At 68.0% G+C, this 18,621-nt stretch carries 22 protein-coding genes; 17 read left to right on the top strand and 5 right to left on the bottom strand.

Annotation, left to right across the window (positions count from 1 at the left end):
• The first annotated feature begins 26 nt into the window (after positions 1-26).
• Complete coding sequence (locus tag O5I81_RS06030) at positions 27-539, top strand: hypothetical protein (RefSeq protein ID WP_271068049.1); 513 nt, start codon at positions 27-29, stop codon at positions 537-539.
• Between the two features lie 4 nt (positions 540-543).
• Here the strand turns inward: O5I81_RS06030 and O5I81_RS06025 are convergent, their stop codons facing one another.
• Positions 544-1,404 carry an alpha/beta hydrolase gene (locus tag O5I81_RS06025; RefSeq protein WP_271068993.1) on the bottom strand — a complete coding sequence of 287 codons (861 nt, stop codon included), beginning with the start codon at positions 1,402-1,404 and terminating at the stop codon, positions 544-546.
• A gap of 5 nt (positions 1,405-1,409) precedes the next feature.
• Positions 1,410-1,793, bottom strand: coding sequence for a VOC family protein (locus O5I81_RS06020; protein ID WP_271068048.1), 384 nt, complete (start codon positions 1,791-1,793; stop codon positions 1,410-1,412).
• An 83-nt stretch (positions 1,794-1,876) separates the two neighbouring features.
• On the opposite strand from O5I81_RS06020, the gene O5I81_RS06015 reads away from it, so the two are divergent.
• The 8 genes from O5I81_RS06015 (at position 1,877) to pheT (ending at position 8,628) form a co-directional block, all read left to right on the top strand.
• A complete protein-coding gene (locus O5I81_RS06015; protein WP_271068047.1) occupies positions 1,877-2,140 on the top strand; it encodes a hypothetical protein in 264 nt (87 codons plus the stop codon).
• Positions 2,141-2,417: 277 nt separating this feature from the next.
• Positions 2,418-2,618 carry a 50S ribosomal protein L35 gene (gene rpmI, locus O5I81_RS06010; RefSeq protein WP_271068046.1) on the top strand — a complete coding sequence of 67 codons (201 nt, stop codon included), beginning with the start codon at positions 2,418-2,420 and terminating at the stop codon, positions 2,616-2,618.
• A 16-nt stretch (positions 2,619-2,634) separates the two neighbouring features.
• Positions 2,635-2,991 (top strand): 50S ribosomal protein L20, encoded by a 357-nt coding sequence (gene rplT, locus O5I81_RS06005; RefSeq protein WP_271068045.1) that lies wholly within the window; start codon positions 2,635-2,637, stop codon positions 2,989-2,991.
• A 104-nt stretch (positions 2,992-3,095) separates the two neighbouring features.
• Complete coding sequence (locus tag O5I81_RS06000; protein WP_271068044.1) at positions 3,096-4,043, top strand: polysaccharide deacetylase family protein; 948 nt, start codon at positions 3,096-3,098, stop codon at positions 4,041-4,043.
• Positions 4,044-4,260: 217 nt separating this feature from the next.
• Entirely contained in the window at positions 4,261-5,373 is a 1,113-nt protein-coding gene (gene pheS, locus O5I81_RS05995; RefSeq protein WP_271068043.1) for a phenylalanine--tRNA ligase subunit alpha, read from the top strand.
• 38 nt (positions 5,374-5,411) lie between these two features.
• Complete coding sequence (locus O5I81_RS05990) at positions 5,412-5,807, top strand: hypothetical protein (RefSeq protein ID WP_271068042.1); 396 nt, start codon at positions 5,412-5,414, stop codon at positions 5,805-5,807.
• A complete protein-coding gene (locus O5I81_RS05985) occupies positions 5,804-6,193 on the top strand; it encodes a hypothetical protein (protein ID WP_271068041.1) in 390 nt (129 codons plus the stop codon). The genes O5I81_RS05990 and O5I81_RS05985 overlap by 4 nt, the downstream gene beginning before the upstream one ends.
• The gene (gene pheT, locus O5I81_RS05980; RefSeq protein WP_271068040.1) at positions 6,190-8,628 is read left to right on the top strand and encodes a phenylalanine--tRNA ligase subunit beta; all 2,439 of its coding nucleotides are present in this window, start codon (positions 6,190-6,192) and stop codon (positions 8,626-8,628) included. The genes O5I81_RS05985 and pheT overlap by 4 nt, the downstream gene beginning before the upstream one ends.
• A gap of 68 nt (positions 8,629-8,696) precedes the next feature.
• Here the strand turns inward: pheT and O5I81_RS05975 are convergent, their stop codons facing one another.
• Positions 8,697-9,650, bottom strand: a complete 954-nt coding sequence (locus O5I81_RS05975; RefSeq protein ID WP_271067243.1) for a transposase — start codon at positions 9,648-9,650, stop codon at positions 8,697-8,699.
• A 339-nt stretch (positions 9,651-9,989) separates the two neighbouring features.
• Between O5I81_RS05975 and O5I81_RS05970 the strand changes: the two genes are divergently transcribed.
• A complete protein-coding gene (locus O5I81_RS05970; RefSeq protein WP_271068992.1) occupies positions 9,990-10,376 on the top strand; it encodes a VOC family protein in 387 nt (128 codons plus the stop codon).
• Between the two features lie 305 nt (positions 10,377-10,681).
• Here the strand turns inward: O5I81_RS05970 and O5I81_RS05965 are convergent, their stop codons facing one another.
• Together O5I81_RS05965 and O5I81_RS05960 are read right to left on the bottom strand one after the other, a co-directional pair.
• Complete coding sequence (locus O5I81_RS05965) at positions 10,682-11,275, bottom strand: DUF1134 domain-containing protein (RefSeq protein WP_271068039.1); 594 nt, start codon at positions 11,273-11,275, stop codon at positions 10,682-10,684.
• A gap of 103 nt (positions 11,276-11,378) precedes the next feature.
• On the bottom strand, positions 11,379-12,389 hold the full coding sequence (locus O5I81_RS05960) for a tetratricopeptide repeat protein (RefSeq protein ID WP_271068038.1): 1,011 nt from the start codon (positions 12,387-12,389) through the stop codon (positions 11,379-11,381).
• Positions 12,390-12,486: 97 nt separating this feature from the next.
• Here O5I81_RS05960 and O5I81_RS05955 point away from each other — a divergent pair, with 97 nt between their 5' ends.
• The 7 genes from O5I81_RS05955 (at position 12,487) to ychF (ending at position 18,593) form a co-directional block, all read left to right on the top strand.
• Positions 12,487-12,996 (top strand): CPBP family glutamic-type intramembrane protease, encoded by a 510-nt coding sequence (locus tag O5I81_RS05955; protein WP_271068037.1) that lies wholly within the window; start codon positions 12,487-12,489, stop codon positions 12,994-12,996.
• A gap of 76 nt (positions 12,997-13,072) precedes the next feature.
• A complete protein-coding gene (locus tag O5I81_RS05950; protein ID WP_271068036.1) occupies positions 13,073-14,011 on the top strand; it encodes a ribose-phosphate pyrophosphokinase in 939 nt (312 codons plus the stop codon).
• A 125-nt stretch (positions 14,012-14,136) separates the two neighbouring features.
• A complete protein-coding gene (locus tag O5I81_RS05945; RefSeq protein ID WP_271068035.1) occupies positions 14,137-15,207 on the top strand; it encodes a hypothetical protein in 1,071 nt (356 codons plus the stop codon).
• Positions 15,208-15,338: 131 nt separating this feature from the next.
• Positions 15,339-15,950: a 50S ribosomal protein L25/general stress protein Ctc gene (locus O5I81_RS05940; protein ID WP_271068034.1), complete on the top strand. Its 612-nt coding sequence runs from the start codon at positions 15,339-15,341 to the stop codon at positions 15,948-15,950.
• Positions 15,951-16,028: 78 nt separating this feature from the next.
• Positions 16,029-16,637 (top strand): aminoacyl-tRNA hydrolase, encoded by a 609-nt coding sequence (gene pth, locus O5I81_RS05935; RefSeq protein WP_271068033.1) that lies wholly within the window; start codon positions 16,029-16,031, stop codon positions 16,635-16,637.
• Between the two features lie 31 nt (positions 16,638-16,668).
• Positions 16,669-17,424, top strand: coding sequence for a hypothetical protein (locus O5I81_RS05930; protein WP_271068032.1), 756 nt, complete (start codon positions 16,669-16,671; stop codon positions 17,422-17,424).
• 74 nt (positions 17,425-17,498) lie between these two features.
• Positions 17,499-18,593: a redox-regulated ATPase YchF gene (gene ychF, locus O5I81_RS05925; protein ID WP_271068031.1), complete on the top strand. Its 1,095-nt coding sequence runs from the start codon at positions 17,499-17,501 to the stop codon at positions 18,591-18,593.
• The last annotated feature ends 28 nt before the right edge of the window (positions 18,594-18,621 follow it).

Below are 18,621 nucleotides of genomic sequence, written 5' to 3'. Positions count from 1 at the left end.
ACCTCACGCAGGGAAGGGCATCGACCGTGCGCCGCATCATCGCAGCCTTGATTCTGCTGGTCTTTTGGGTCGCTGGGCCTGCCTCCGCCGCGACCCGGATCGACGATCCCAAGGCCTTCATCGCCAAGGCCTACGCCGATCTCTCGAAGGGTCAGACGGAAAGCGGCGCCGGCGATGAGGCCGTCGATCCGCCGGACGATATCTACACCCCGGCCCTGAAGAAGGCCTTCGACGACGAGGACAGGGACGCCGCCGGCGATCTCGGCCGCCTGGACTTCTTCTTCTGGGTCAACGGCCAGGACTGGCGCCTCAGCGAGGTCGAGGTCAGCGAACGCAGCGTCTGGCGCCGGCCCGACCGCCGGGTGGTGGCGGTCAGCTTCAGGAACTTCGACCAGGACAACAGCCTGCTCTTCTACTTCCAGAAAGCTGGCGATCGCTGGCTGATCGACGACGTCGAGTCGCTGGACGTGGTCGAGGGCGAGGACGGCTACGCCTGGGTCCTCTCCCTGATCCTAAAATACGCCCGCGAGGCGGAATAGGCCGTCAGGCCAGGCCCGCCTGCTTGCGCAGGAAGCTGGTCAGCTGCCCGTACTGCGGCGAGCGTCCCCGGAAGGTGCGCGACAGGTTGAGCAGCACGTCGGCATGGCTCTGGCCCGGATAGATGTGGCTCTCGACCTCGACGCCCTCCTTGCGCAGCGCCTCGGCCAGCCGTTCGGTGTTGCGCGGCCGCACCGTCTTGTCGGCGTCGCCGGCCACCAGGAAGGCGGCGGGCGAGCCGGGTCCGGCGTAGTCGAGGGTCTGGTAGATCTTGTCGTCGGAGGCGCCGGCAAAGGTCCTGCTGAGGATCGGCCCGTCGAGGTTGGGGAAGTAGTAGGGCCCGGCCAGGCCGGCGAAGGCCTTGATGCGGCTGCGATCGACCCCGACCGCCTTCAGGTAGCGCGGGTCCAGCGCCACCATGGCGGCGTTGTAGGCCCCGGCCGAGTGGCCGACCATGACGATGCGCGACGGATCGCCGCCATGCTCCGGCGTGTGATCCACGGCCCAGCGCACGGCCGCCGCGACATCCTCGACGAAGCCGGGGAAGCTGACCTCGGGCGTCAGGCGATAGTCGGCGACGATGGTGACGAAGCCCTGGGCGGCCAGCATCTTGCCGGCCCACTGGTATTCCCGGCGCGAGCCGCTGCTCCAGCCGCCGCCATAGACGAACATCGCCACCGGCGCGCCGGGCCTGCCATCCGGCGGTCCATAGACATCCAGCTTCTGACGCGGATTGTCGCCGAAACTGACGTCCTTGATCAGGGTGGTGGCCCCGTCGTCCGGAAATACCGAATCCAGGAAGCGGGCGGGGGTGCAGGCGGCGAGGAAAGCGCCGGCGAGGCCGATCAGGCCGGTGCGTCGGGTCATCGGGGTCACGTCAGTCTCCACGGTGGGAAGCGGCGGTTTTCCCCCGCGCGGTACAGGCAGACACGGTTGCCGGCCGGGTCGGTGGTCCAGGCTTCGCGCCACAGCCAGGTCTGGTCGTCGGGCCCGCTTTCAAAGACCAGGCCCTTGTCGATCAGAGCCTCGACCTCCTCGTCGAGCTGCTCGTGCTCGAAGTAGACTGACGCCGCCCCGGGCGTTGCCTGCGGGTCGAGGTGGAGGGAGAAGGTCGCGGGATGCTCGCCCTCGCCGTCCGGACATTCGAAGCGGGCGTAGTGCGGGCTCTTGACGATGAGGATCAGGCCGAGCGCCTCATAGAAGCGGATCGAGACGTCGAGGTCGTGGGCCGGAACGGTAACCTGGTTGAGGCGCATGACTGCCCAGTTAGGTGTCGCGCGGCCGACGACAAGGGCTCAACCGCCTTGCGGCCCGCGCGTTCCGGGAGCAGGAGGCGGGAATGACGATGACGCCCCTCGACCTGTTCGGCCTGTTCGCCGTGATCCTGATGCTGGTCTTCTACGCGCTGGAAAAGCGCCACCACCTCTTCATCCTCGCCTTCTCCCTCTCCTGCCTGCTGGGCTCGGCGTACGGCTTCATGCAGGGAGCCTGGCCGTTCGGGGTGGTGGAACTGGTGTGGACGGGGGTGGTGGGGTGGAGGTGGTGGAAGGAATACAAGGCGTTGAAGAATGGAGCGCCGGCCCACCCCTCATCGTCATCCTAGGCCTTGTGCCTAGGACCCATTGTTCAGCTGCGACAAGCGGCGGGCATCGATCAACGCGGTTAGACACATCCGTTCGCGCCCGGCGGACGAATGGGTCCTAGGCACAAGGCCTAGGATGACGGAGATGGGGGGCGTTCCGCGCGATATCGCAAGCAGCGCGCTTGCCATCCCCCCCCTTTTCGCCTATCAGCCTCGCCTTTCCGCGACTGCCGGGCCTAATGGCATGCCTTGGCGGTCCAGTTGCTACCTACAGAGGACAGGGTTCGCCCTGAGCAAAATGCCGAAACTGAAGACCAAGTCGGGCGCCAAGAAGCGCTTCAAACTGACGGCCACGGGTAAGCTGAAAGCCGGCGTCGCCGGCAAGCGCCACCGCCTGATCAGCCACAATTCCAAGTACATCCGCCAGCAGCGCGGCACGAAAGTCATGAGCTCTTCCGACAAGAAGACCATCATGACCTACCTGCCCTACGGCCTGTAAGAAGGAGCGCTGACACATGGCTCGCGTCAAACGGGGCGTTACCGCCCACGCCAAGCACAAGAAGGTTCTCGAACAAGCCAAGGGCTTCTACGGGCGCCGCAAGAACACCATCCGCACGGCCAAGGCCGCGGTGGACAAGGCCGGCCAGTACGCCTACCGCGACCGCAAGGTCCGCAAGCGCAGCTTCCGCAGCCTCTGGATCCAGCGCATCAACGCCGCCGCCCGTCTGGAAGGCTTCACCTACTCGCAGTTTATCCACGGCCTTGACGAGGCCGGGGTCGAGATCGACCGCAAGGTTCTTGCGGACATCGCCGGCCAGGATCCGACCGCGTTCAAGGCCATCGCCGACAAGGTTCGCGCCGCGCTGGCTTGATGGTTTGGGCTTAGGCTCCAACAGATCGAAGAGCCCTCCGGTGTGAGCCGGGGGGCTTTTTGTTTGCGCCCTCCCCTTCGCCAACCCCGATGTGAAGACGCGCCATGACCGTTCGCACCCTGATTGCCGCAACCGCCGCCGCCCTGCTGCTGGCCCTGCCAGCCGCCGCGCAAGACCGCGCCGTGGCCGTGACCTTTGACGACCTGCCCTACCAGGCGGCCGATGCGGCCCTGTGCGATCCGAAGGCCGCGATGGCGCTGACCAACGACTTCCTCAGAATGCTGAAGCCGCTGAAGACCCGCGCCACGGCCTTCGTCAACGAAGAGAAGGTCTGCGAGGCGCAGCGGACGACGCTGCTGCCGAAGATCGAGTCCGCCTGGCTGAACGCCGGCATCGACCTCGGCAACCACACCTACAGCCACCTCAACATCCACAACACCACCGTCGAAACCTGGCTGGCCGACGTCGACAAGGGCGAGATCGTCACCCGGCCGGTCCTGAAAAAGCGCGGCAAGACCCTGCGCTACTTCCGCCACCCCTTCCTCTTCCTCGGCGAGACGCCGGAGAAGAAGGCCGCCATGGCGGACGGACTCAAGGCGCGCGGCTACACCGTCGCCCCGGTCACCCTCGACAACAACGACTGGATGTTCGCCGCTGTCTACCGCAAGGCCGAGGCGGCCGGCGACGAGGCGCTCAAGACCCGGATCGGCGAGGCCTATGTCGCCCACATGGCCGCCGTGCTGGACTTCTTCGAGCCCTACAGCGCCGAACTGACCGGCGGTCGCGAACCGGCCCAGGTGCTTCTGCTGCACGCCAACAGCCTGAACCGCGACTGGTACCCGAAGATTCATGCCCTGTACCTGGCGCGCGGCTATCGCTTCGTCAGCCTGGACGCGGCGCTGAAGGACCCGATCTACGCCCGGCCGGATCGCTACGTTCGAAAGGCTGGAATCTCCTGGCTGCACCGCTGGACCTTCACCGAGGGCCGCAAAATCCGCTGGGAGCCGGAACCGCCGGAGTGGATCGTGAAGGCCTATGAGGCCAGGCCATGAGCGCTCCAACCTCCCTCCCCGAATGGGGAGGGCAGGCGCGCATTGCGCGCCGGGTGGGGCAGTGGGTCACCACAGTCACCGCGCCAGTCTTCTCTGCGCCCACCCTCGAAAGTCGGCAACCGACTGCCCCACCCGACGCGCGTAACCGCGCGTCTGCCCTCCCCATTCGGGGAGGGAGGATGACGAACCGCTTCCGGATCGCTAGACGAGCCCAACCATGACCGACCTGACCCAACTTCAGTCCGACCTCACCGCCCAGATCGCCGCCGCGACCGACGTCGCCGGCGTCGAGGCCATTCGCGTGGCCGCGCTCGGCAAGTCCGGCTCCATCTCCGCCCTGCTCAAGACCCTCGGCGCCATGTCTCCGGACGAGCGCAAGGAGAAGGGCCCGCTGATCAACCAGCTGCGCGACGCGGTCAGCGCCGCCATCGCCGAGCGCAAGACCGCGCTGGAGACCGCCGAGCTGGACGCCCGCCTGGCCCGCGAGAGCCTCGACCTCACCCTGCCGGCCCGCCCGCGCCGCAAGGGCAGCGTCCACCCGACCATGCAGACCATGGACGAAATGGTCGCCGTCTTCGCCGAGATGGGCTTCGCGGTCGCCGAAGGTCCCGACATCGAGGACGACTTCCACAACTTCACCGCCCTCAACTTCCCGCCCAAGCACCCGGCGCGGGAGATGCACGACACCTTCTTCTTCAACGAAGGCCCGGACGGCGAACGCAAGCTGCTGCGCACCCACACCAGCCCGGTGCAGGTCCGCGCCATGCGCAAGGGCAACACCGCCCCGCCGGCGCCGTGGATCGCCGCCGGCCAGGAGCCGCCGATCCGCATCATCGTGCCCGGCCGCACCTACCGCATGGACAGCGACGCCACCCACACCCCGATGTTCCATCAGATCGAGGGCCTGGTGATCGACAAGGGCATCCACATGGGCCACCTCAAATGGACCCTTGAGACCTTCATCGCCCGCTTCTTCGAGACCGATGCGGTGACCACCCGCTTCCGCCCGCACCACTTCCCCTTCACCGAGCCCTCGGCGGAGATGGACGTCGGCTGCGACCGCAGCGGCGGCGAGGTCAAGATCGGCACGGGCAGCGACTGGCTGGAAATCCTAGGCTGCGGGATGGTGCATCCCAACGTCCTGCGCCACTGCGGCATTGACCCTGACGTCTACCAAGGCTTCGCCTTCGGCATGGGCGTCGACCGCCTCGGCACGCTCAAGTACGGCATGCCCGACCTGCGCGACATGTTCGCCAGCGACACCCGCTGGCTGGCCCACTACGGCTTCTCGGCCTTCCAGGCCCCCAACCTCGTCTCGGGATTGAGCTGATGGCGAAGAAACCCACCAAGACTTCTGAAGGACCCGTCATGACCGAGATCTACGGCCCCCTGCCCGCCGGCGTCACCCGCGCCACCGACTTCCTGGCCGCGTCCTACGAGAACCAGGCCCTGTCGCTGGTCGATCTGCTGCGCGCCCGCATGGTCGATGGCCAGGCGGTCATCCGTGGCGTCACCTTCAGGAACTGCCGCATCGAAGGGCCCGGCGTCGTCCTCGTCCTCGGCTGTCATTTCGAGGCCAGCGACTTCGGCAATCCGGCCGGCGACATCCGCAACCTGATCCTGCGCCCGGCCTCGCCGACCTCGGTGATCGGGGCCATCCCGGTCGATGGCTGCACCTTCACCGGCTGCCAGTTCGTCGGCCTCGGCTATACCGGCACAGATCAGTTCCTCGACCAGATCATCGCGCTGGGAACGCCGCGATGACCGATCAGACCCCCGGATGGAAGGTCGCCGAAGACCTGACCGTCGACCATTTCTCCGGCGTCGCCGTGTCGCTGTTCGACCTCTACCGGGAACGGCTGCGCCAGGGCCAGTCGGTGGTCAGCGGCATCACCTTCGAAAACTGCCGCATTGAAGGTCCCGCCGTGATGCTGGTGATCGGCGGCTGCCATTTCCACGGAGTCGACTTCGGCTCCGCCGGCGGCGACATCCGCACCCTGGTGCTGCGTCCAGCCTCCCCCAACGGCGTGGTCGGAGCCATCCCGGTGCGCGACTGCACCTTCCGCGGCGGTCACCTGTTCGGCATCGGCTACACCGGCGGCGAGAGCTTCCTCAACCAGATCCTGGCCCTCGGAGGGCCGACGCAATGAAGTTCACCCTTTCCTGGCTGAAGGACCATCTGGAGACCGACGCAAGCGTCGCCCGGATCGTCGAGGCCATGACCATGGCCGGCCTCGAGGTCGAGGATGTCCACGACCCGGCGACCCGGCTCGCCCCCTTCACGGTGGCGAAGATCGTCTCCGCCGAGCAGCATCCCAACGCCGACCGCCTGCGAGTCTGCCAGGTGCAGACCGTCGACGGCATGAAGGAGATCGTCTGCGGCGCCCCCAACGCCCGGGCCGGCCTGACCACCATCTACGCCCCGATCGGCGCTTTCGTGCCCGGCCTCGGCGTCACCCTGGTCGAGAAGCCGGTGCGCGGCGTCGTCTCCAACGGCATGCTCTGCTCGGCCTCCGAGCTGGAAGCGGCCGAGGAGAGCGACGGCATCATGGAGCTGCCGGACAGCCTCGCCGTCGGTACGCCCGCCGTGGACGCGCTCGGCCTGGAAGCGGTCATCGATTTCGAGGTCACCCCCAACCGCCCCGACTGGCTGGGCGTCGCCGGCATCGCCCGCGACCTGGCCGCCGCCGGTATCGGCACGCTCAAGACCCCGCCCATCACCCCTGTCCCCGGCAAGTTCCCCTGCCCGATCAGCGTTGAGGTCGATGGCGAGGCCTGCCCGGTGTTCGCCGGCCGCGTGATCCGCGGCGTGAAGAATGGCCCCTCGCCGCAGTGGCTGCAGGACCGCCTGCGCGCCATCGGTCTGCGGCCGATCAACGCCCTCGTCGATGTCACCAACCTGATCTCTTTTGACCGCGCCCGGCCGCTGCACGTCTACGACCGCGCCCTGCTGGTCGGCGATCTGATCGTCGCCCGTCTCGGCCGCGGCCCCGATGAGCCGACCCCGGGCGACCAGCCCAGCCCACAACCGCACCGGGACGAGCAGCTGATCGCCCTCGACGGCAAGACCTACGACCTCTCCTCGGAGATGAGCGTCATCGCCGACGCCGGCGGCGAGCGCCCCATCGGCCTCGGCGGCGTCATGGGCGGCGAGAGCACTGGCTGTTCGGAGGCCACCACCGACGTCTTCGTCGAATGCGCCTGGTTCGAGCCGATCCGCACGGCCCAGACCGGCCGCGCCACCGGCATCCACAGCGACGCCCAGTACCGCTTCGCCCGCACCGTCGATCCGCAGTCGGTGGTCCCTGGCCTCGAGCTGGCCACCGCCCTGATCCTCGAACTGTGCGGCGGCGAACCGTCGGAGATCACCGTCGCTGGCCAGGCCCCGGCCCCGCCGGAAGCCTTCGCCTTCGATCCGGCCTATGTGAAGGCCCTGGCCGGCCTCGACATCCCGGCCGCCCGGTCGATCGAGATCCTCGGAGCCCTCGGCTTCAAGGTCGAGGGGACGGCCCCCAACCTTTCCGTCACTCCGCCCACCTGGCGCCGCGACGTCGAGGGCAAGGCCGACCTGGTCGAGGAAGTCGCCCGCATCGCCGGCTACGGCGCCCTGCCCTCGACGCCCTTGCCGGAGGTTCCGCGCGCCGTCGGCGGCGTGCTGACCGCCCGCCAGTCGCGGGCCCGCGCCGCCCGCCGCTTCCTGGCCGCCAGCGGCTATGCCGAAGCGGTGACCTGGAGCTTCACCTCCCGCGCCACGGCCAAACTGTTCGGCGGCGGAGACGACAGCCTCGTCCTCGCCAATCCGATCGCCGCCGAGCTCGACTGCATGCGGCCCTCGATCCTGCCCAACCTGATCGAGGCCGCCGCCCGCAACGCCCGCCGGGGCTTCCCCGACGCGGCCCTGTTCGAGATCGGCCCGATCTTCGGCGGTGATGCGCCGCAGGACCAGCGCATGGTCATCGCCGCCCTGCTGGCCCCCCACGCCCCGCGTGACTGGGCCAAAGGCGGCGCCGAGGACCTGTTCACCCTCAAGGGCGACCTCCTCGCCCTGCTGGAGGAACTCGGCGCCCCGGTCGCCAACCTGCAGACCGCCCAAGGCGCCGCCTCGCCCTGGTATCACCCCGGCCGCTCGGCCCGGCTGCAGCTGGGACCCAAGGCGGTGCTGGCCGAGTTCGGCGAACTCCACCCGGCCGTGCTGAAAGCCATGGACGCCTCAGGCCCCATGCTGGCCTTCGAGGTCTTCGTCGAAGCCATCCCCGAGCCGAAGAAGAAGTCGGTGAAGACCAAATCGGCGCTCGACCTCTCCCAGTTCATGCCGCTCAGCCGCGACTTCGCCTTCCTGGTCGACGCCGCCCGGCCGGCCGGCGACCTGGTCAAGGCCGTGGCCGGCGCCGACAAGGCGCTGATCGACGGCGTGCGGGTGTTCGACGTCTACCAGGGCGCCGGCGTCCCCGAAGGCCAGAAGTCCCTGGCCGTCGAGGTCACCGTCCAACCCCGCGAAAAGACCCTCGCCGACACCGAGATCGAGGCTCTGTCGGCAAAGATCGTCGCGGCGGCGGAGAAGGTCGGGGCGAAGCTGAGGGCCTGAACCTGCGTTCCTTCTCCCGCTTGTCGGGAGAAGGTGGCCCCCGAAGTGGGTCGGATGAGCAACTATGTTTAGTTGGCGGTTCTTGTCACCCATGGCGTGTTGCGCTTGAGGACGAGGTTTGCAGCCTCGATGAGTTTACGCATCACCGCCACGATGGCGACCTTCTTGGCTTTGCCGGCGGAGACAAGCCTTGTGGCGAAGGCTTTGAAGCCGGCGTCATGACGGATGGCGGTCAGGGCGGCCATGTACATCATCCGCCTGGGCCGCTCTCGCCCCCCACCGATGAAGCGGCGGCCCTTGAAGCTGCCGCTGTCCCGGTCGTAGGGCGCTGTTCCAAGCATCGAGGCGGCCTGACCAAATTCCATCGAGCCAAGCTCAGGCATGCGGACCACGAGGCTGGCGGCAATCAGCGGACCGATGCCGGGGATGGACATCAGCAGTCCGTAGCGCTGGGCCAGGTGCGGCGCCGCCTTGATCGCCGCGATGATCTGCCTGGCCAGACGCGTCTTGGCGGCGACCAGGGAGAGGATCTGGGCTTTCACCTCGGCCTTGTGGGGTTCTCCGTCCAGCTGTTGAGCAAAGGTCTTGAACTGGGCGACTGTCTCGCTGATCCGCTCGTAGACCGTGAACCGCTCGGCCAGCTCCATCAGCAGCGGATCGCTGGCGGCCTTGACCGTGTCGCACTGGGCGGTCGCCGCGGCGATCAGCCGGGCGTCTTTCTCGTCGTTCTTGGCCTTGCGACCTTTGAACCGGCCAAAGGCCAGCACCTGGAGTGGCTGGAACATCACCACCTCAAGCCCCTCGGCCTCCAGAGCCAGCAACAGCTTGCGCTCAAAGCCTCCCGTCGCCTCGAACCCGACGCGGACAACGCCACGCGCCTTGAACCAGCCGATCAGCTCGGCAATGCCTTCAGCCGTGTTGGGCGCCCGCAGACTGTCCTCAAGACCGTGTTCCGCCGCGTCCAGCCAAAGCTTGCAGACATCGACCCCACCACACTTCGTGCTAACCTGATCCTTCTTCAACGACCCCTCCTTGTGGCTCCGGACCCTATCGTCCCTGCAACTATCCGGGTCATTGAAGGCCAACGGCGGCCCAGCTCATCCTCAGCCCAAAAGGCTCAGGGCAGATCGGCCCCTCCGATGGCGGTCCGTCTGGCGGTGGTGCGCCAGACGGACATCCCGGATCAGCCAGACAGTAGCAGGCGTTCTACAAACAAGGGCAGAGCGGAAGGGGAAGGTTGGCGACAGCACCGAAAGCGCCAGAACGTGCGCGATCAGCTGAAGCCGGTGCTGCCCTCATCCGTCGGCCTTCGGCCGCCACCTTCTCCCGACAAGCGGGAGAAGGATCTGGAGATCGACCCCATGCCCCCCCACATCGCCGCCCTCACCCTCGTCGTCAAAAGCTACGACGACGCCCTTGCCTGGTACCGCGACGCCCTCGGCTTCACGATCACCGACACCGACCTCGGCGGCGGCAAGCGCTGGGTGACCGCCACCCCGCCCGGCGGCGGCTGCGCCCTGCTGCTGGCGCAGGCCGCCAACCCCGCCCAGGCCAGCGCCATCGGCCAGCAGGCCGGCGGCCGGGTCCTGCTGTTCCTGCACACCGACGACTTCGCCCGCGACCACGCGGCCATGACCGCCGCCGGCGTCAGCTTCCTCGAAGCCCCGCGGCACGAGCCCTATGGAACCGTCGCCGTGTTCGAAGACCTGTATGGCAACCGCTGGGACCTGCTCCAACCGCGCCCCTGACCGCCCGCAAGACCGGGGCCGAGCCGACATACCCGAGATTCAAAACCGCTCGAGCCCGGTCCGCCGGGGCAGGGCTAGCCGTCAGGCCGGCGTAGGTCGCGAAGGCGCGAAATCGACCCACAATCCCCGCACGCCGACCCACGCCCGGCCTACGCCCCGGGCTACGCGCCCAGCGCCCGCACCCACGCCAAAACCCACGGCTACGGGGGTTTGACCCGCTTCCGGGCGCCTTTCAAAGGGTGGCGGCTTTTTTCGTAGGTCGGCCGGCGGTGGTATAATGGTCCGCCGCTTCGATTAGCCTGGACCTAGAACGGCCAGTTGTTCCGCTGGCGGCTGTAGGACAGGTAGCCGAGGTTGGCCCCCAGCCGCAGGCCGACGCCGGTGCGGATCGGGGCCAGGGTGATGCCGTCGGCCCGCTGGTAGTTCACGCCCAGGCCGCCGACCAGGTAGGCCGAACCATCGACCCCCGGATAGCGGCGGAAGATCATGTCCGGGTAGTAGAGATTGTAGCAGAGGGTGAAGACCCGGCTGGCGTTGCCGCCCCAGTCGAAACCGACCGAAGGACCCTGCCAGAAGACCTCCATGGTCGGCTTGTCCTTCATGTACATCAGGCCGCGGCCGTAGCGCAGGCCGGCGACGACCGCGCCGCTGCCCTCTTCGCCGGCGATGTAGGCCGTCGGTTCGCCCTGGTCGCGGAACACCCGCTCGACGACCTGGCCGACGCTCTCGGCGGCGACGCCCAGGAAGTCGCTGGTCTGGTCGCGGATCTCGCCGACCGTATAGGTCTCGATGCTGCGGTCCTGGGTGACGCCCGGATCGGCGCCGTTGCCCGAGGTCGAAGCGCAGGCCGAAAGGCCGGCGGTGGCGAGGCCGGAAAGAATCAGGCTGCGGCGGTCCATGGCGGGTCTCCTGCTGGCGTGGGCAGAGGAGTCCCACGCCTTTGGGACGGGTTTGGGGCGGAGAGGTTAAGCCGCCGTTAACCTTGTCCGCCCGGCCCTCCGCTCATTGCGGCAGCATGGCCTGGTACTTGTTGGCCGCGGCGGCGTCGAGCGGCCGCAGCTGGTCGATGCGGGCCTTGGCGGCGGCGGTGTCGCCGGTGACGATGAGGATTGGAATCAGCCCCTGGAAGGGGAAGACCAGCTTGGGATCGAGGGTCAGGGCGGTCTCGTAGGATTTCCTGGCCGCCGCGTAGTCCTTGGTCAGCCGCAGGGCGTCGCCGAGGTAGCCGTGGGCGGTGGCCGACTTCGGATTGAGCTGCGTCGCCCGGCGATAGAGCGGGATCGCGCCGGCGTAGTCCTTGGCGTTGTAGAGGGCCGAGCCCTTGTCGATGGTGGAGTCATAGCTGTTCGGCTCGATACCCAGGGCCCGGTCGAAGCTGACCATGGCGCCGGGAATGTCATTCAGCTTGGCCTGGGTATTGCCCAGATACCGCCAGGCCTTGGCGTTGCCGGCGTCGAGACGGGTGGCCGCCTGGTAGGCGGGCAGGGCCTCGGCGAAACGGCTGGAGTCGTAGAGGGCATTGGCGTGCGAGAAGCGCAGCTTGGCGTCATCGGGGCGGGTGGCGACCGCCTTGGCATAGGCGTCGGCGGCCAGGCTGTACTTGCCGGCCCCCGAATGGGCGACCCCCAGTTCCTGCCAGGCCGAGAGCTTTCCGGGCGGCAGGGTGGCGGCCCGTTCGTAGACCGGGATGGAGCGCTCGTACTGGCCGCCCTGGTCCAGGGCGTTGGCGTACATGACCAGATCGTCCGCCTCCTGGGTCTGGCTCGACAGCGTCTGGTAATCGGCGATCGCACGCTCGTAGGCCTGGGCCTTGTAGTAGGACAGGGCCCGGTTGCGCAGGACCGCGACCTGCGGATTGGCGCGATAGGCTTCGTCGAAGGCGGCGGCGGCGCCGGCGAAGTTTCCGGCGTTGTAGGCCTGGACACCGCGATCGAAGGCCGAGGTCTGGGCCAGGGCCGGGGTGGCGGCCAGAAGAAAGACGGCGGCAAGCCCCGCCAGGACAGATCGCAACATCACGCTCGCTCCTCGTCTAGGATGGGGATCATCCTGGGGACGTGGCGCGGTCCCCGCATCCCCCGAAAGCGGGGCAATCAGGTTGGAACCGATGATCTTGACACTGTCCCGTCGCCTGCTGGCCAGCTTCGCCACCCTGCCGGACGGCGCCGGCTGGCGGTTCACCGCCCTTGTCGGCGTCCCGGCCTTGCTGGCCATGGCCGCCATCGGCCTGGCCACCGGCCTCTACCAGCCGGGCGGCGGCGACCTCTCCGCCCTGCCCCTGACCCTGCTGACCGTCCTCTTCGTCCCGGCCATCGGCGAGGAGGCCGTCTTCCGCGGCCTGATGGTCCCAGGCAAGGAGGCCGCCAGACCCGTCCTGGCCATCGCCCTGTCGACGGCGCTCTACGTCCTCTGGCACCCGCTCGAGGGCTTCACCTTCCTGCCCGGCGCCCGGCAGCTGTTCGCCCGCCCCGACTTCCTGCTGGCCACCGGCCTGCTGGGGCTCGCCTGCGCCCTGACCCGCTGGCGGACCGGCTCGATCTGGCCCGCCGTGCTGTTGCATTGGGCGGCCGTCGTTATCTGGAAGACCTGGCTGGGCGGCCCGTCGCTGGACTCTCTGGGATAGGCGCCGAATCCGCCTTGCCCGGACGGCCTCGCCCCCCTACAGACCGCCCAACATTCACCCCGCGAAGAGTCGTCCCATGAAGCTGCTGGCTGGCAACTCCAATCGAACCCTCGCGAGCGCCATCGCCCAGTACCTCGACATGCCGCTGACCAAGGCCCAGGTCCGCCGCTTCGCCGACAACGAGGTCTTCGTCACCATCGACGAGAATGTGCGCGGCGAGGACGTCTTCGTCATCCAGTCGACCAGCTACCCGGCCAACGACAACCTGATGGAGCTGCTGATCTGCATCGACGCGCTGAAGCGCGCCTCGGGCCGGCGGATCACCGCGGTGCTGCCCTACTTCGGTTACGCCCGCCAGGACCGCAAGACCGGCGGCCGCACGCCCATCTCCGCCAAGCTGGTCGCCAACCTGATCACCCGCGCCGGGGCCGACCGGGTGCTGACCATGGATCTTCACGCAGGCCAGATCCAGGGCTTCTTCGATATCCCGACCGACAACCTGCTGCCCGCCCCGCTGATCGCCAATGACATCCGCGCGCAGCATGGCCGCAAGTCCAGCGAGCTGATGATCGTCTCGCCCGACGTCGGCGGCGTGGTCCGCGCCCGCGCCCTGGCCAGCCGCCTCGGCTGCGACTTGGCCATCGTCGACAAGCGCCGCTCGGGCCCTGGCCAGAGCGAGGTGATGAACATCATCGGCGACGTCTCGGGCCGCAGCTGCATCCTGTTCGACGATATCATCGACAGCGCCGGCACCCTCTGCAACGCCGCCAAGGCCCTGACCGAGCACGGCGCGACCGAGGTTTCGGCCTATGTCACCCACGGCGTTCTGTCCGATCCGGCCAACCAGCGCATCGCCGACAGCGTGCTGCGCGAGGTGGTGGTCACCGACAGCATCGAGCAGCCCGACCTGATCCGCGGCAATGGCAAGATCCGGCTTCTGTCGGCCGCTTCGTTAATCGGCGAGGCCATCCGCCGCATCGCCAACGAAGAGTCGGTTTCCAAGCTGTTCGATTGATTGGGGATTTCGCCGTCCCGGCAATCGACGCCCCGTCAAGGTATGGTTAACGCAGAGCGGTCACATTCCCGCCCGGAGCGATGTGCTATTGACCGCCCTGTGGGCTCCGGGGAAAGCTTTCGACCATGACCATTCGATCTTCCGTGCTGGCCGGTCTGGCCGCTGTCGCCGCGACCTTCGTGCTCGCAGCCTGTTCGACCGCCGAACCGCCGGCCCAGGTCGCGGCCCTGCCGCCGCCTCCGCCGCCGCCGCCGGCCATCACCCTCTCGGCCTCGCTGTTCGAGGAAGCCAGCGCCTGGCGCGGCTACATGACCCGCGCCGCCGCCACCCCCACCGTCTTCCCGGACGCCCCGACCGTGGCCAGCTCCCTGCGGGCCGGCGCGTCCTACGAGCCCAAGCAGCTGCTGCGCGGGTCCATCGCCTATGCGGCGGTGATCGCCCTGCAGGACCAGGCCTATATCGCCAACATCCGCACCTATGCCGTCGATCCGGCCCAGCGCCAGCGCATCGCCGCCCAGATCCTCGCCAATCCCTACTCGGTGACCAACTACCCCGGCGCCGACCGCGCCGCCGGCCTGATCATCTCGGCGCTCGGCAACGACGGGACCAAGGTGCTGCTGGCCGGCCGGGCCGTGAAGCAGTCGGCCTATGACGTCCAGCGCCAGAAGTGGTCCAAGGAATTCGTGCCCAACCGCGAAGGTCGCCTGGCCGACGTCCGCACCCTGTCCTCGACCCCCATTCGCGGCGACATCGAGGAAGTCGGCCGGATGCAGTCGGCCAGTCTGAATGGCGGATCGGCCGCCGGTCCCGACGGCATCGTCGGCCAGGCCGCCAGCGCCCCCTATTCTCCGGTCGTCGTCCGCGGCCTGGCCCTCGCCGCCCTGGCGGCGCTGGGCGAAGCCGGCGACGACAAGCTGATCGCGCTCGAGCCGATGTTCACCGACGAGCCGTCCATGTTCTGCCTGAACATGTCCAAGTTGATGCTCTACCAGTGCCTGGCCGCCGCCAAGCCGCACTATGAGGACGTCTTCTGCCTCGGCCAGCACGTGCTGATCGACACCGGGCAATGCACGCTGAAGAGCGCCGGCGCCCCGATGCCGATCGAACCGCCCAAGCCGGTCGTGGTCGCCACCAAGGCCCCGACCCCCAAGGCGCCCGCCAAACCGGCGGCCAAGCCGAAGGCCAAGGGCGGCTAAAGCCCCTCAGAATCCGACTCCGGGCCGTTGCACTCCAAATCCAAAGAGTGTATCGACCCGGACCCTGAATTCACCGACCGTCGCCGCGTGGAGATTTCGCGCGGCGGCTTCGTTTTGAGACTGCAAGAACAATGGCCGAGATCGTCCTCAACGTCGAAGTCCGCGACCGCACCGGTACCGGCGGCGCCCGTGAAGCCCGTCGCGGGGGCAAGGTCCCCGGCGTCCTGTACGGCGGCGACAAGGCCCCGGTGGCCATCGCGGTCAAGGAAAACGAGTTCCGCAAGGCGCTCTACACCGGCAAGCTGCTGGGCCACCTGGTGACCCTGAAGTACGGCGACGAGAGCCAGCCGGTCATCGCCAAGGACATCCAGTTCCATCCGGTCACCGACAATCCCTTCCACTTCGACCTGATGCGCGTCGACGAAAAGGGCACCGTGAAGATCAACGTCCCGGTGCACTTCAAGGGCCAGGACGTCAGCCCCGGCATGAAGAAGGGCGGCTCGCTGGAAGTCGTCCGTCACGAAGTCGAGCTGGAATGCCCGGCCAACGCCATTCCGGAAGAACTGATCGTCGACATCTCGACCCGCGAAATGGGCGACACCATCCGGATGAGCGACATCCAGCTGCCCAAGGGCGTGACTGCGTCGATCACCGACCGTGACTTCGTCATCGCCACCCTGAAGGTCTCGTCGGCCGCCCTGTCGGAAATCAACGACGAAGCCAACTCGGGCGAAGAAGCCTAAGCGCTTCACTTTCGTCTGTGCTTTTCGAATGCGGTCAGGCGGCGACGCCTGGCCGCATTTGCATAAGGGGACCCCGCCATGCTGCTGCTCGCCGGCCTCGGCAATCCGGGCGAACGCTACGCCCGCACCCGGCACAATGTCGGCTGGGTCGCCGTCGAGGCCATCGCCCGGTCGATCGGCGCCTCGCCCTGGCGGGCCCGCTTCCAGGGCCTGGCCTGCGAGGGGGCGGTCGGCGAGCACCGCGTCCTGCTGCTCAAGCCCCAGCAGTTCTACAACGAAAGCGGCCGCTCGATCGGCGAGGCGGCCAAGTTCTTCAAGATCGCCCCGACCGACATCATCGTCTTCCACGACGAGATCGACCTGGCCCCCGGCCGCTTCCGCATGAAGACCGGCGGCGGCGCGGCCGGCAACAACGGCATCCGCTCGACCATCGCCGCCATCGGCCCCGACTTCCGCCGGGCCCGAATCGGCGTCGGCCACCCGGGCGACAAGGAGCTGGTCCAGGGCCATGTGCTCAGCGACTTCCACAAGGTCGATCGCGACTGGCTAAACCCGATGCTGGACGCCCTCTGCGACGCCCTGCCCTTCGCCCTCGACGGCGACGACGAGCGCTATCAGGCCGAGGTTCTTCGCCTGGCGCCGGCGGTGAAATCCGACCCGCGCCGCTCGCTGCGGGACGGCGATTGAGGTAATCTCGTCCGGGGGGACAGTTCACATCATGTTTGTCGGTTTCGGCCTCGGCCTCGTCTTTGCGATCCTCATGTGCGTCCACGTCGTGAAGACGGGTCGCGAGATGTACTGGCTGTTCATCATCCTGGCCTTCCCCGGCCTCGGACCGTTGGTCTATTTCCTCGTCGCCGTGGCCCCCGACCTGGTCGGGGGTTCCGCCTCGCGTCGGCTGCAGGCCGCCGCCAAACAGGCCCTCAATCCGGAAGGCGAGTACCGCGCCGCCCAGGCTCTGGTCGATGACAGCCCGACCGTCGCCAACCGCATGCGCCTGGCCGCCGCCGCCTCCGGGCTCGGCCGCCACGACGAAGCCGAGCGGATGTACGCCGACGCCGCCCAGGGCATCCATGCCGAGGACGCCACCCTGCTGCTCGGCCGAGCCAAGGCCCTGATCGAACTGGACCGCCCGGCCGAGGCCCTGCCGATTCTCGAGAAGCTGGGCGAGCTTGGCGAAGCCGGCCGCACGCCCCAGGCGGCGCTGGCCATGGGCCGCGCCTATCAGGCGCTGGGCCGGACCACCGAGGCCGACACCGCCTATGAATGGGCCGCCGGCCGCCTGCCCGGCCTCGAAGGCATGGCCCGCTACGTCGCCTTCCTGTGCGAACAGGGTCGCCGCGCCGAAGCCCAGGACGCCATGACCGAGATCGACAAGCGGGCCAAGCGCACCACCGCCCACTTCCGCAAGGAAGCGAGACACTGGCGCGACTTCGCCTATGCGGCCCTCTACCCGACCGCCCCGAAAGGCTGATCCGGTTTCGCTTTAAGGCGGGGGTGTGCTAGGTCGCGCCCCCTGATCTTCTCCCCTAGCGAACTGCAATTTACATGGCCCTGAAAGTCGCGATCGTCGGCCTGCCCAACGTCGGCAAATCGACCCTGTTCAACGCCCTCACCCAGACGGCGCAGGCCCAGGCGGCCAACTATCCCTTCTGCACCATCGAGCCGAACGTCGGCGACGTGGCCGTGCCCGAGCAGCGCCTCGACAAACTGGCCGCCGTCGCCGGCTCCAAGGAGATCATCCCGGCCCGCATCAACTTCGTCGATGTCGCCGGACTGGTGCGCGGCGCCTCCAAGGGCGAGGGCCTGGGCAACCAGTTCCTGGCCAACATCCGCGACTGCGACGCCGTGGCCTTCGTCGCCCGCTGCTTCGAGGACGACGACATCACCCACGTCGAGGGCCGCATCGATCCCTTGAGCGACCTCGACATCATCGAGACCGAGCTGATGCTCGCCGACCTCGAGAGCCTGGAAAAGCGCGTCCCCAATCTCGAAAAGCGCGCCCGCCAGGACAAGGACAGCGCCACCACCCTGCGCCTCGTGAACCTGGCCCTGGAACAGCTGAACGCCGGCCGCCCGGCCCGCACCGCCAAGGTCGACAAGGAGGACGAGAAGGCCTGGCACATGCTGCAGCTGCTGACCTCCCTGCCGGCCCTCTATGTCAGCAACGTCGACGAGGCCAGCGCCGACAAAGGCAACAAGTTCTCCGACCTGGTCGCCGAACGGGCCCGCAAGGACAACGCCAACAGCGTCGTCATCTCGGCCCAGATCGAGAGCGAGGTCGCCATGCTCGATCCCGAGGAGCGCACCGAATTCCTCGGCGCCCTGGGCCTCGAAGAGCCCGGCCTCAACCGCCTGATCCACGAGGCCTACAAGCTGCTCGGTCTGCAGACCTACTTCACGGTCGGCCCCAAGGAAGCCCGCGCCTGGACGATCCACGTCGGCGACACCGCGCCCCAGGCGGCCGGCGTCATCCACACCGACTTCGAGAAGGGCTTCATCCGCGCCGAGACCATCGCCTTCGAAGACTTCGTCCGCCTGAACGGCGAGGCCGGGGCCAAGGAAGCCGGCAAGATGCGGTCGGAAGGCAAGGAATACGTCGTCAAGGACGGCGACGTGATGCACTTCCGCTTCAACGTCTGAACCCCACCGCTGTCATCCTCCGGGCCGG

Origin of the sequence: Caulobacter sp. NIBR1757, from assembly GCF_027912495.1 — a bacterium.
Classification (GTDB): domain Bacteria; phylum Pseudomonadota; class Alphaproteobacteria; order Caulobacterales; family Caulobacteraceae; genus Caulobacter.
This window is presented reverse-complemented; position numbering and strand designations above follow the sequence as displayed.